The 13,874-nt window shown below is 50.4% G+C and carries 10 protein-coding genes; 3 read left to right on the top strand and 7 right to left on the bottom strand.

Going from position 1 to position 13,874, the window contains the following annotated elements; all coding sequences use genetic code 11:
- Positions 1–18 precede the first annotated feature (18 nt).
- Both J1C60_RS15625 and katG read right to left on the bottom strand, forming a co-directional pair.
- Positions 19–744: a purine nucleoside phosphorylase YfiH/LACC1 family protein gene (locus tag J1C60_RS15625; protein ID WP_128179093.1), complete on the bottom strand. Its 726-nt coding sequence runs from the start codon at positions 742–744 to the stop codon at positions 19–21.
- 195 nt (positions 745–939) lie between these two features.
- Positions 940–3,153, bottom strand: coding sequence for a catalase/peroxidase HPI (katG, locus tag J1C60_RS15620; protein ID WP_128179092.1), 2,214 nt, complete (start codon positions 3,151–3,153; stop codon positions 940–942).
- Positions 3,154–4,427: 1,274 nt separating this feature from the next.
- Between katG and J1C60_RS15615 the strand changes: the two genes are divergently transcribed.
- Together J1C60_RS15615 and J1C60_RS15610 are read left to right on the top strand one after the other, a co-directional pair.
- Positions 4,428–5,057 (top strand): carbonic anhydrase, encoded by a 630-nt coding sequence (locus tag J1C60_RS15615; RefSeq protein WP_128179091.1) that lies wholly within the window; start codon positions 4,428–4,430, stop codon positions 5,055–5,057.
- Complete coding sequence (locus J1C60_RS15610; RefSeq protein ID WP_128179090.1) at positions 5,054–6,529, top strand: SulP family inorganic anion transporter; 1,476 nt, start codon at positions 5,054–5,056, stop codon at positions 6,527–6,529. The genes J1C60_RS15615 and J1C60_RS15610 overlap by 4 nt, the downstream gene beginning before the upstream one ends.
- 127 nt (positions 6,530–6,656) lie before the next feature.
- On the opposite strand, the gene J1C60_RS15605 is transcribed toward J1C60_RS15610, so the two are convergent.
- The 5 genes from J1C60_RS15605 to J1C60_RS15585 form a co-directional block, all read right to left on the bottom strand.
- A complete protein-coding gene (locus J1C60_RS15605) occupies positions 6,657–7,436 on the bottom strand; it encodes an SDR family oxidoreductase (protein WP_128179089.1) in 780 nt (259 codons plus the stop codon).
- A 17-nt stretch (positions 7,437–7,453) separates the two neighbouring features.
- Positions 7,454–8,536, bottom strand: a complete 1,083-nt coding sequence (locus J1C60_RS15600; protein WP_128179088.1) for a M24 family metallopeptidase — start codon at positions 8,534–8,536, stop codon at positions 7,454–7,456.
- The gene (locus J1C60_RS15595) at positions 8,533–10,185 is read right to left on the bottom strand and encodes a GMC family oxidoreductase (protein WP_128179087.1); all 1,653 of its coding nucleotides are present in this window, start codon (positions 10,183–10,185) and stop codon (positions 8,533–8,535) included. Before J1C60_RS15595 ends, J1C60_RS15600 begins: the two co-directional genes overlap by 4 nt.
- 9 nt (positions 10,186–10,194) lie before the next feature.
- Complete coding sequence (locus tag J1C60_RS15590; protein WP_164877308.1) at positions 10,195–11,508, bottom strand: MFS transporter; 1,314 nt, start codon at positions 11,506–11,508, stop codon at positions 10,195–10,197.
- 120 nt (positions 11,509–11,628) lie between these two features.
- Entirely contained in the window at positions 11,629–12,507 is an 879-nt protein-coding gene (locus J1C60_RS15585) for an MBL fold metallo-hydrolase (protein WP_128179085.1), read from the bottom strand.
- 179 nt (positions 12,508–12,686) lie between these two features.
- Between J1C60_RS15585 and J1C60_RS15580 the strand changes: the two genes are divergently transcribed.
- Positions 12,687–13,856 carry an ROK family protein gene (locus J1C60_RS15580; protein ID WP_128179084.1) on the top strand — a complete coding sequence of 390 codons (1,170 nt, stop codon included), beginning with the start codon at positions 12,687–12,689 and terminating at the stop codon, positions 13,854–13,856.
- Positions 13,857–13,874: the final 18 nt, after the last annotated feature.

Here is a 13,874-nt window from a genome sequence, read left to right as displayed (position 1 = left end):
ATCAACGCAGGCGCGGTATTAATCGCGCCGCCGGATCCAGGAAAAACGCTGCCGGTAGCCCTGTGAAAAATGGGTGTTCCGGCGATAGCTGGAGTTCGCTTCTGCTGTGCAATAGGTACAGACCGGTACCCGGTCGATTTGAGTCGCCGGTACGCCCAGTTGTTGCAGCATCTGTTGGGCCAGAGCAGGTAAATCAAACCATACGCTGTCGCGCGTAGCCTGTGCCTGAGGGCGGATGGCGTCAGGATTGACGGGCTGTTTACGTTGCCACAGCGGCGTGTGATGCAGCAGCGGGTTTCGCTGTATCTCACCCAATACCTCACTTCCCAGCTCATAGCAGCAGGGGCCAATGGCAGGGCCGATGGCAATGTACAGGCTATTTGGTATCGCGCCCTGCTCAATCAGACGGCTGACCGCCGTGAGTAACACTCCGGCAAGCGCGCCTTTTAACCCGGCATGCACGGCAGCAACATGGTGCTGACGCTCGTCTGCAATTAACACGGGCAGACAATCCGCGGTATAGATTGCGACGGGGCGATCGCTCAGAGCTATTACGCCGTCCGCATCCCGTTGCTTTGGCGGAATAGCTTCATGATCCAGAATGATATCAGGGCTATGCCGTTGATGGGCATAGGCGCTTGCGGCGGGGGGATTATGCCCGGCTGGATAAAACGCATGTTCAACCCATCCCAATGAGGTAAGCAGGGGAGAAAAAAGCGTGTGTTCGGGCCAGGTATTTTGCATAGCGTTATCCTTATGTCTATCCGGAAGATGGCGCCACTAATGCGTTAAAACTGAAATATAAGACGGGTTTTGAGGTTATATCATGAGTGGCGGTAAGGGTGTTTGTCCACTATGACTGACTAAGAGCATAAAGGGCATGAAAACATTTCATGCCCTTTATTAAGGGCCTGGTTTACCAGGCCCTTATTGACGTTGTTACCCTTTTTTCAGATCGAAACGGTCAAGGTTCATGACCTTCGTCCATGCTTTCGCAAAGTCATTAACAAACTTCTCTTTTGCATCATCCGACGCATAGACTTCAGCAACGGCACGTAACTCAGGGTTGGACCCGAAGATTAAATCAACGGAACTGGCTGTCCATTTGTGTTGCCCCGACTTGCGCTCAACGCCGTCATATAGCCCGGCAGATTTGGGCGATGCGGACCAGCGGGTTGACATATCCAGCAGATTAACAAAGAAACTGTTGTTAAGCTGTCCTGGCGTAGCCGTCAGGACCCCCTCTTTCGCGCCTCCGGTATTGGCATCCAACACGCGAAGCCCACCAAGCAGTACGGTCATTTCCGGAACGGTCAAATCAAGCTTACCGGACTTATCAATGAGCGCTTCGACAGGCGATACGGTATTTTTATCCTTCGCATAGTAGTTTCTGAAACCATCAGCTACGGGTTCCAGCGCGCCGAAAGATTCTATATCGGTATCACTCTGTGCGGCATCTGTCCGGCCTGGCGTAAAGGGCAGGGTAATTGTATATCCGGCTTTTTTGGCTGCATCTTCGACTGCCGTATTTCCGGCCAGAACAATCAGGTCGGAGAGAGAAACCTTTTTCCCATCAGTACGGTCTTTATTAAAGCCGTTCTGGATATCCGCTAACGACGTCAGAATGCTATCCAGTTTTGCCGGGTCGTTTACTTCCCAATTTTTCTGCGGTAATAAACGAATACGGGCCCCGTTATCGCCGCCTCTGTAATCCGTAACCCGGAATGAAGAGGCTGAAGCCCAGGCCGTTCTGATCAGATCTGAATCAGAGAGACCTGCTTTTAAAATCGTCTCTTTGAGGGTGGTGATATCGGCACTTTCAATGGTTTTATAATCCGCCGCCGGGATAGGATCCTGCCAGATAAAGTTATCTTTCGGAATTTCATTGCCAAGGTAGCGAGCTTTCGGCCCCATATCACGATGCGTTAGTTTGAACCAGGCCCTGGCAAATGCCAGCTCGAACTCTTCTGGATTATCAAGAAAACGCGTGGTGACTTTCTTATATTCAGGGTCAACTTTCAATGCGATATCGGTGGTAAACATCATGAGCGGATGCAGTTCTGAAGGGTCATGTGCATCCGGTACGACATTTTTGGCATTTTTGGGAACCCATTGCCATGCGCCAGCAGGACTCTTATTGAGCACCCAGTCATATTTATATAAGTTGTTCAGATACTGTAGGGTAAAATGCGTTGGAGAACTTGTCCATGCCCCTTCCAGTCCACTTCCGATAGTGTCTTTTCCGTTACCCGTTCCGCACTTATTTTTCCAGCCTAATCCCTGGTCTTCAATTGCCGCGCCGTCAGGTGCCGGACCTACGCATTTTTCAGGGGAAGCTGCACCATGTGCTTTACCAAATGTGTGTCCTCCGGCAATTAATGCGACGGTTTCTTCATCATCCATGGCCATTCTTCCAAAGGCTTCCCGGATATCTTTCGCAGAAGCAAGTGGGTCCGGTTTTCCATTCGGGCCTTCCGGATTAACATAAATAAGTCCCCGCTGGGTGGCCGCTAGCGGTTTCGGGAGATGGCCATTTTTATCACGGTTGCTGGAGAGAATTTTATTCCCCGCGCCCCAGTAAACTAAATCAGACTGCCAGTCGTCTTCGCGTCCACCGGCAAAGCCCAGTGTTTTAAATCCCATGGATTCAAGCGCAACGTTACCGGTCAGCACCATCAGGTCTCCCCATGATATCTGCGCGCCATATTTCATTTTGATCGGCAATAGTAACCTGCGAGCCTTATCAAGGTTAACGTTATCAGGCCAGCTGTTAAGTGGCTCAAATCGTTGTTGTCCGCCAGATGCACCGCCCCGGCCGTCATAGGTTCGATAAGTCCCTGCGCCATGCCATGCCATACGAATAAAGAACGGGCCATAATTACCGTAATCTGCAGGCCACCAATCTTGCGAGGTCGTCAGTACGGCCTGTATATCTTTTTTAACCGCTGCTAAATCCAGCGAGTTGAATTCTTTTGCATAGTTAAAGTCACTGCCATAAGGATTTGATTCTGCACTGTGTAAACGAAGGGGGGAGAGATCCAGTGTATTGGGTTGGTAAAAGTTTGTTGAGGGTGATTTCTCATCGGCCCATGCCGCAGACATTCCATTGGTCATTGCCAGTGTGATTAAGAGCGGGAGTATTTTCTTAAACATGTTATATCCTGTTATTCCTTTCAACTTGTAGGATTGCCATATATAAGGAAAACCACACTTAAAACATAGTTAATTACACCTATCCATGGAATAACTTGCAGCAATCATTGAAGGAAGTGTGCTTTGATTCACGTTTTTTTGTTGTTTTTAATGGTTTTTTATCTTGTGTTTTTTTATTGGTTAAGATATGGGTTTGATAAATAAATTTTACATATTGTCTTTTTACTATTTCATAAAATGAAACAAAAAGAAGAGTAATGCAAAGGCAATAAGATTTATCGCAAATCTTATCTGTATGTCGCCCTGCCTCATGCTTGAAGAGAGCCTGTCGGTTCACCCGGAGTTTCTCACTTATGATCAACAACCTCAGCATAGCAATGTCGTTAATGTGGCTATCAGCAGGCGAAATCTTCTGAACGATTGAACATGTTTGGCGGTGCCGGTTGATGTGACACGTTTGTTTTATATGCAAACTGCTGCCGTTCACAACGTGTCCGCATTATGGCTTCTCTGCCTTTGGATCATCGACAGTTTCCACTTATCGGTGCAATCAATGAGAGAGGCCGGATTTGGTTGGTGGTGAGGTTATGTCATCGCCAAATTTCCGGAGACAACAGGTTCCGCCTGGTAATAACTTATTATTTAATCTGAAACTGGTAATAAAGGCAGATTAATATATTAATATTTCACCATATCATCTCTATTTTATTTTTCTTTTTATCCGAAAAGTGCACCATAAATTCTTCCATATTTTTGTTTCCTTTTATGGGTTCCTGACTGGTTGCTAGCAATCATTACGATAACTACAGTTGGTTTTGTGTATTTCTCCTTATTCTTAATCATTATTACTGATGCCAGCGATCACTGCCTGCAACGTAAATGCGTATTTAATTACGTCATTTTTTATGCTGGCCAGGGATGGTTGTTGGGAATATCTGACATGTCTTTCAGACGAAGTTTTATTTTTATGTAAATGATTTTAAATGGTTTTGTTGGGTTTGCTTTGAAAGGGAGCTGGCGGTGTTATTCATTTTTTTAATGGCAAGTGAAGAATTATTAATTTACTGAAAAAATACAATTAATTTTAAAAAAATTACATTTTTATTTTAAAATAACTTATAGGATTAATCCTGGTTATATAAATTCATCTAAAGTGTTAGAACGTGTCCTCGCGAAGAAGCTTCTACTGTTAGTCTGTACTTTCAATTTTGAATAGAGGCGGTTTATCCGCTGTCCGGATAAAAGCTGTTTATTCCCGAAAAGAGACGAATATTTTGACGACATTAAAATCACTGTTAGCCAGGAACCGTAGTTGGGCATTACAGCGTCGCCAACGTAACCCGCAATATTTTGATAAAGATCTGCATCAACAGAAGCCGCATTCATTATGGATTGGCTGTTCCGACAGCCGGGTCCCGGCAGAAGTGTTAACCGGTGCACATCCGGGGGAGCTGTTTGTGCACCGTAATATTGCCAATATGGTGATCGCAACGGATGATAATTTTATGAGCGTATTGCAGTACGCGCTGGAGTACCTCAACGTTTCACGCATTGTTTTATGTGGTCATTATGGTTGCGGTGGCGTTCGAGCTGCCACTGCGCGGCTGGACAGCCCACTGGTGACTGAAGACTCGCCGCTGGCTCGCCGTATTGCGCAATTAAGGCAATCGTTATCCTCGGGCCTGTCGGTGTTTAATGCCGCAGATGAGGATGAAAATGAACGTCATGACCGGCTGGTTGAAGCCAATGTTTTTGCGCAGTTTGCCGCGCTTATCAGTACGGCACCAGTGGTGAACGCCTGGCGCGAAGGGCGCGTGCTGGAAGTATTTGGTTGTGTCTATGATTTACAGTCGGGACATCTTAAAGCATTAATTCAACAATCGGCGGAGGAACCTGCACCATGAATCTGAAAACATTGCGTCAGGATATTCCTGCCGGTTTGGTCGTGTTCCTTGTGGCGCTACCGTTATGTCTTGGTATCGCCCAAGCCAGTGGATTACCGCCGTTTGTTGGTTTATTGACGGGGGTTATTGGGGGGCTGGTTGTCACCTCGCTTAGCCCGTCACGTTATGCAGTGAGTGGTCCAGCTGCAGGATTGGTAACCATTGTTGTCAGTGCCATTTCTACGCTCGGCTCTTTCTCCGCGTTTCTGTTGGCGCTGATCCTGGCGGGGGCCCTCCAACTGGTGTTTGGCCTGGTCCGTGCCGGACGCTTTATCAATCTGGTTCCCGGCAGTGTGATAAAAGGTATGTTGGCTGCGATAGGTATTTTATTGATTATGCAGCAAATTCCGGTAGCGCTGGGTGCAGCCGGCGAGAGTAAACTTTCAACACTTTTTAACGGGAACTTTGCTTTCTCGTCATCGGCCATCATTGTGGCCGTCGTGGGCGTGTTTATCTTATGGTTCTGGACCACGCCAACCGTTAAGCGCGTTAAAATATTAAACTGGATCCCTGGCCCGTTAATTGCGGTACTGTTTGGCAGCATGGCGACCGGTTTTGGCGATAGTATTTACCCGGAATTTGTTAGCGGTTTGCCACGCATATCATTACCGGAATTTGAAAATATGAGCGAAGTGATGGGGGAACTGGAAAGACCTGACTGGCAGGCCTGGCGTAATCCATCGGTATATGTGGTTGCAATTACACTGGCGCTTGTGGCGAGTCTGGAAACTCTCCTGAGCCAGGAAGCGCTAAAAAAATTGCGGCCACAGTTTCCTGCGCCCTCTCCGGATAAAGAGATGCGTGCGCAAGGCGTGGGCAACATGCTGGCAGGTTTGCTGGGAGGGTTACCCGTGACCGCGGTGATCGTGCGAAGCTCTGTTAACGTCAGCGTGGGAGCACAAAGTAAAGTATCAGTCATGATTCATGGTGTGTTGCTATTAGTCTGCGGCCTTTATTTCAGCGACTTACTTAATGCGATACCGCTGGCGAGCCTGGCAGCGGTGCTACTCTATACCGGTTATAAGCTGGCAACCCCTCGGTTGTTTATCGATCAGATCCGCCTTGGTGCTCAGCAATCGGTTCCTTTCCTGACCACTATTATCGGCATCATTGCTTTTGGCATGCTGGCGGGGATTGGTCTGGGAATTGCCACGCAGATCATCTATAGCATCTATAAAAGCCACCGTAATGCGTTTCAGCTGACACGCTATGACGATCACTACGTATTGCGTTTCCAGCAGAACCTGACGTTTATGCATAATCTGCGGTTACAGCGCTTACTGGGCGAGATCCCGGAAAATAGCGTGGTAATAGTCGACCACGATAACGCTGAATACATTGATCCAGACGTTAACGCATTACTGAAAGACTTCAGTGAAAATGCGATCCAACGCGGTATTACTTTAGATCAATGGCCCGCGGCGGCGAAGTAATCAGGTAGGCTGCGCCATACGAATATGCCGGATATCAAGTGCAGGGATGCACGAATCGGGAACCGGAAGCGGGGCAGCCGATATCTGCGTGCTGTATGGCTCCACCTAAACGCGGGGGAGCCGCTATTTAGTCGTGATACAGTTGGCTGCGCCCTCCATCCATAATGATATCGGCCGCGTTAATAAAGCGAGCTTCGTCGGTGGCCAGGAACAGCGCTGTATAGGCCACTTCTTGCGGCTCTCCGATCCGCTTACAGGGTAAAAGATCCTGCTGGCGCTGGCGTTCCCGTGCGGGATCGGGGCAACTGGCAAGCCAGGCCTCTGCTGACGGTGTCATAATCAGTCCCGGTGAAACACTATTCATGCGTATTCCCTGGCTGGCATACTCAACGCCTAGCGAACGGGTCAGTCCAATAAGGCCATGCTTTGCAACGGGATAAGGGAATGTACCTGGAATAATTTTATGCCCATGCACCGATGCGATATTCACGATGTTACCGTACTGCCGTTTCAGCATGCCGGGTAATACCGCGCGAATGCCGTTAAGCGGCCCCTGTAAGTTCACCGCCAGGCAGCGTTGCCAGTCTGTATCACTCATGGTGAGCGGATCGCGAAACACATTAATGCCCGCGCAATTGATCAGAATATCAGGGATGCCTAACTGCGCTTCAATCTGAGCGACACAGTTATTCATCTGCGTACTGTCGGTAACATCAGCCTGTAATGGCAGGCAGGGTAGGCCGGTTTCGCGCGCCAGCCGAGAGGCTAATGTCTCACACGCCTCTGCATTGAGATCCAGCAGCGCCAGTTTTGCGCCTTGCTGTGCAAACAGTTCCGCAATCGCGCTGCCAATACCGCTGGCTGCGCCGGTCACGATCGCCGTTTTTCCTTCCAGTCGTTGTGACATACTTTTTTCCTGTTTTTTTACGGCTCAATCATTAGCCAGTCAGCAAACTGCCATGTTTTATCGCCTCTATGGATGTTCATCATCGGCCAGTCGCCGGTGCGTGTCAGCCATTGCGGGCCATCTTCCGTCAGCAATGACGTATCTTCACTTTTGACTCCGGACAAGGTGGGGTTCCACGCCATTGCCTGATTTAGCGCCAGCACACCGGGCGTTTCGGGCGTGACAATAAAATCGCGACAGCCATAACCCGCAGGCCCCCCCTGATGGTGTGCTTTCCAGCCCTCGGGGAAACCATGCCGCGCATAACTTGCCTGTATATCGCTGAAAATGTCCTGCCATGGACGAGCGGGACGCGATGCCATCAATATATCTGCGTGGATTTCAGCCACCGAGCGGAGCAACTGGCGGCTGGCATCTGAAGGCGGACCCGCGTGGACCATACGGGTCATGCTGACGTTCAGCCCCTCACGTTCTGCGCCCAGCGTAAGTAACATTTTTTTGCGCATTTGCGTCGTTCCGGGGATGGGGTGTTTGAACGCGCTGATCCGCGTATCGACGGCAATCAGTGTGCAGACGGGACGTATTCCAAGCGGCAGACAGGCGGCATAAATTCTTGCTTCCACCTCACGCTCGGTGAGACCTGGACGTACGCTACGTGCGACCTTTTCGATAACGGCTGCCGTCTGTCTGCCAAGCTGCAGGAAACGATCGCATTCCGCTGGCGTCATGCGGGTACGCAAGTGAACGAAATCAGTTTGTACATCCTGGCTATTTGCCCTGCAAATATCGCTACCAATACGCGATAGCGCAAGCGTTGGCAGTACGTTGTCCAGTGATTGATACCAGGGATAGCTCCGTGGTGTGATGGCGAACGGCAGCGGTTCTTCCGCCAGAATGCGCGGCATCTCATTATCGGGAGCGATAAGCAGGACGTCATGTGTACTGACCAATAAACTCGCGACCCCAGCTTCTGCGCGATCTACCACATAAAAGGTCTTACCCTCGGTTAGCCACGCTATATTATCCCGGCGGGTAATCAATACCGCGTCAAGCTGTTGCTCGCGTAATAGCTGCCGAACCCGCTGCAATTTTTCCGTCATGCCAGCCCTTCCTGTGGTTGTGTCTGATGTAATGAAGGGGCATTACCCATAATCAAATCGGCAGCCCGGTGCGCAACGGCCATGACGGTGGCGTTAGTATTACCGCTGATGATATTAGGCATCATGGACGCATCAACCACACGCAGATTTTGCACGCCGCGTACCCGCAGATCGGCATGCAAGACGGCCATTGGATCGTCATCATTTCCCATGCGGCAAGTGCCCACCGGATGGTAGCCGGTTTTAACCATACGCTTGCAGTGTGCGGCGATCTCCTCATCAGAAGCGATCGCTGAGCCCGGGAAGATCTCTCCTTCAACCATGTTCTGAATAGGCATCGTGGCGATCACTTTACGTGCAAATTGTAATCCGGCCATGGTGGTTGCCAGATCGTCCGGGTGACCGAAAATTTGCGTATCAATGCGTGGTAACGCGGTGGGATCGGTATTACGTAACGTTACGTAACCGGTCGCCTTAGGACGTAGCAGCAGTGAATTAATCGTTACGCCATGGCCCGGATCGGCGCCCATCACATCGCGATCCAGATAGACGGTAGGTACACAAAACATTTGAATAGTTGGCGTGGCGTTAAAATCAAGCGGGTTAAAGAAAGCACAGGTTTCCACGCCTGTCGTGGTGACCGGCCCGCTTTTGAACAGCAGATACTGCAAACCGGCTTTTACCATTGGCCAGCCTTTATCCTGGCCGTAATAGCCGAATGCACCATTGGTGCTGGCAACGACAGGGACTTCGTAATGATCCTGGAGGTTTTTGCCCACACCCGGCAGCACATGCCGCCGCGGAATACCGTGAGCGGCAAGCTCATCTTCCGGGCCAATCCCCGAAAGCATCAGTATTTTTGGTGTTTGGTAAGCGCCTGCGGCCAGGATAATTTCGCGGTCGGCACGGGCCTGCTTCACTTGACCTTTATGCTGCCAGGCGACACCCACCGCGCGATTGTCTTCAAACAGTAGCTCAGTGACGCTGGCCTCTGTTTCGATAGTGAGATTAGGGTCGTCGCGCAGGGGCGTGATAAAAGCATCGACTACGCTACAGCGCTTACGCGTTTGCCCGTCGATAGTGTGCTGCATAAAACCAACACCGTAGGGATTACCCCTATTAAAATCGGGTGTGTAGGGAATGCCAAGTGCCTGCATGGTTTTGACATAAGCCCGGCTCAGTGGGCTGAAATGCCCCAGGTGTGAAACCTTCATCGGACCGTCGACGCCGTGGAAAGGGGTGCCGAGATGATCATTGTCTTCGATCGCCATAAAATGGGGGAGCAGCGCCGACCAGGACCAGTCAATATTGCTACCGCTGATGGCTCGGTTCCAGTCTGCGTAGTCTTGTTCATGGCCGCGCATGTAAACCATTGCATTTACCGTTGAACCGCCGCCCAAAACTTTCGCCTGCGGCACAATCACGCCGCGTCCGTTCAACTGTGGCTGAGGTTCGGTCTGATGCATAGTCAGATAAGCATCGCTGGCAAGGTATTTCATGTAACCTGCCGGCATTTTAAGTACCGGATTATAATGTCCGCTGCCTGCTTCCAGCAGTAACACGCGCGCATTCTGCTCTCGTACCAGCCTTGAGGCGACAATACAGCCGGAACTGCCACCACCGACAATGATGTAATCGTAGTTTTTCATCGTACTCCTTTATTCGGATACCACTGAGTCCAGTATGCGCAGACGCGCGGCTGCCGGGTTATTTTGTTCGCCAGGATCCAGCGGACTGAGCAGGAAAAACCAGGAGAGCAGCGCGCTGACGATATACAGTGAGGCGTAGACCCAGATGACCCCTTCAGTACCCAACAGTGCATTGAGAATGCCGTACAACGCCGGACCAAAAAAGGTCGAAAGCCCTGCGGCAAAACAGTAAATCGCCATTGAGTTACCCTTGTCTTTTTTATCGCATAACGAGGAGAACAGTGCGGCTGCGGGAACATAACCGCAGAGCGTAATACCGTACAGGCAGGCGAAGATCACACTGAGAATAAAATTGCCGTGGCTCCATTGTGGAACAAAATACATCAGCAGCATGGAGAGGGCTGAACCGATACCGCCGATAAAAGTGAGTACACGCCGCCAGCCAATTTTATCGCTCAGTTTGCCGATAACCGGATTAAAGCTCATGCCGACCAGTCCCATGATGGTGATCAGCGTTAAATATTCGGTTTGGGAGAAGCCGATAGAGGTAAAGAAACCCGGCAGGAAAATAAAGAAGCCAAAATAAGGTGTGGTATTGATAATGCGTACTACCGCCGCCGCCGCGATACGAGGACGCCGCCAGAGAATGTCGATACCGCCCATCAAAGTACGTAGCGTACTTTGATCTTGCATAGAGGGATCGAGCAGTGGCTTGCAACCGGTTCGCTCTTTGACGGCAACCAGCATAATGATTGCACCCAATGCAACCAGGCCTAGTGACAGCCAGAAAGTCGCATATTCACCAATCAGTTTGATGGAGAAAATCGCGACAAGGGAACCGAGTGTCGGTAGCCCGCCAGTAAAAGCCAGCCAGAACCAGCCGGTTGCTGAACCGCGCATATCCGCGGGAGCGGCTGCCTGAATCCAGACCAGAAACGCATAAGCAAACATCGGGTAAGCAACACCGCGCAGACCGTAGGTCAATGCGGTGAGCAGGACGCTTTTACCGGGTAACGCGAAACTCAGAAACAGAATTTCAAACACAATCCAGATAGCGGCACCCAGTATCATAACGCGGCGTGGACCGATTAAGGTTGAGAGCGAACCCGCCAGCCAGGAACCGATGGTGACGGTAATCCCATAGAAAGCGATAACCGTTGCGGCGATATCCAGCGTGAAGCCATTTTGGCTCAGATAAGGAGCCAGGTAGTTGGATTCGACGCCGTCGCCAACCATAAAAATCAGAACCGCAATATAGCCCCATGCAAGGCTTGGTGGGATGCCGAGTTTACTTAGCAGTGGATGGTGAGAAGCCGTTGTCATCGCAGGTGTTTCCATTATGTCATTATGGTTATACGGCAAGACATCCGCGTGGCCTCGATGCGTTCAGCCACTGCGCTTTGCCATGGGCAGGCAATGCACTTCCCCATATCAGCGCCCTGGTTAGCGCGTGGGGTGGTGCGATATTGATTTCATATAAAGCAAACGTTCGCCTGGCATCAGCATGTGGAATTTATCGCCGGGATAATGGGCCATGATGTAATCCACGAAATAGCTTGGGTTGTCGCTATTACAACTGAACATGTCGTAATGGCAGGGGAGTAAGAGATCGCAGCCAATGGCGTGATTTAGATCGGCAGCATCGCGGAAATTCATATTAGGTAAAATGCCGCGTATGCCGCGCGCGTAATCACCGCCGTTAATAGGAAGCATGGCGATATCCGGTGCCAGTAATTGCATTTCAGCCATTAATTCCGGTGTGACCAGCGTATCGCCACTGTGCCAAAAGCTGATGTTGCCACTGGTAATGAAATAGCCGAGGTAGCGATCGTGCCCGGCGGCATTTTTCTCATACTCGCTGTGCGCTGCTGCAATAGGCTGAACCTGGAATTCACCCACCCGAAATACATTGCCGGTGATAGCTGGCCTTATATTTTGACGCAGGTGCGGATTATCACGCTGTAGTGTCGTTGCGTCCTGTGATGGGATCCAGAACGGCAGGTGAGGTGCCTGCGCGGCCAGAGGTTCCAGCGTTCCCATATCCATATGGTCATCATGAAAGTGACTGATCAGCACGGCATCACAGACTTTCAACGCTGCCGGCGATAACACCGGAGGAAAGCGGCGAACGAATTCAGTATCCGGATGATTTTTCTCAATGGCATCGCTTAAGTAGGGATCGATCGCCAGCAGATTGCCCGCTTCATTTTTCACGATCGCACCCGCCTGTCCGAGACTCCAAATTGCCAGTGAATCCTCGGGGACGCGGGTGGTGGACAGTTCGTCAGCTAACTGCAGCGGGGAGCGGAGGAAGAAATGCATCAGTCGGATACCTCGTTGCTGTTTTTTCTCGGCAGGCTGAACTTTAGAGGAAACCTATTGGCCGGGGTGGCGCGCGGGTCACAGAACATAGTTAACAATGTTTAGTAAGCTGTAGCCATCACTTGCAGGGGAGGGCGGACGTGTTCATTCTGCCCGGAGGTCTCAGGAGAAATCGATTTATGCTTAACACCGGACTTAATAATCAGCAGGTACGCCAGCGTAATAAACAGCTATTTATGCGTTTAATGTGGCGGCATAAACGGCTGAGCAAATCCCGGCTTTCGCAACTTACAGGATTATCGATTCCTGCCGCCAGTAAAATCCTGCAGGAACTGGTGGATGAAGGGCGGGTATGGCACTCATGTATCAAACTCAGTAATCGCGGGCAGAATAGCGGGAGCTTCCAGTTGCCTGACGTCGGGGACTGGACGCTATGTATGAACATTACACCGACCCGGATTGAGAGCGTGATTGCAGATGCGAGGCTGGTGGCGCAGGGCGCGTACCAGCATTTTGCCATTGAGGTTGCTGAACCTGAAGCGCTGCTGAACGAAATTGAAAAGATTTGGCAGCAGCAGCGAAAACGTTGGCCGGAACGCACCATCAACCTTGCACTGGCGATACATGGGCAGGTGGATCCGGTGACCGGTGTCTCGCAGCACATGCCGCAAGCGGCATGGAAGAAGCCGATTGAATTAAAATACCTGCTGGAAGAGAAATTGGGGATTCAGGTTCGGGTAGATAATGATTGCGTGATGTTAGCACTGGCGGAGAAGTGGCTGAATAGCAGTCATCAGGCCGATTTCTGTGTGATTAATGTAGACTATGGTATTGGTTCGTCCTTTGTCATTAACGGGCTGATTTATCGGGGCAGTCTCAATGGTAGCGGCCAGATTGGCCATACAATTATTGATCCCAACGGCGCGCATTGTAGCTGTGGGCGTCAGGGATGTCTGGAAACCGTAGCCTCGCTTTCTGCGCTGAAAAGACAGTCACGGTTACATGAACAGAGTGAGCATTCGCTGAGCACGGCTCAGCTATTACGGCACTGGCAAGCTGGTGAGCCGTGGGTTCTGGAATGGGTCGATCGGGCCGCAAAAGCTATTGGTATGAGTTTATATAACTTCCTCAATATTTTGAACATTAATCAAATATGGCTCTATGGTCGCAGCTGTGCGTTTGGAGAGAGCTGGCGTGAAACGCTGGTACATCAGATCGCATTTAATCCCTTTGACCAGAACGACAGCCCGAAAAGCAAAGCAACAAATATCCAGTTTGGCCAGTTGGATCGCGCCAGCCAGATTTTGGGTATTGGTTATCTGTATGTAGAGAGCGAGCAGGGAATATAAGTGGTTGGGGCAAAAGCG

The organism is [Pantoea] beijingensis, assembly GCF_022647505.1.
GTDB classification, from domain to species: domain Bacteria; phylum Pseudomonadota; class Gammaproteobacteria; order Enterobacterales; family Enterobacteriaceae; genus Erwinia; species Erwinia beijingensis.
The sequence above is the reverse complement of the archived record's forward strand: the minus strand, read 5'-3'. Positions and strand labels throughout refer to the sequence as shown.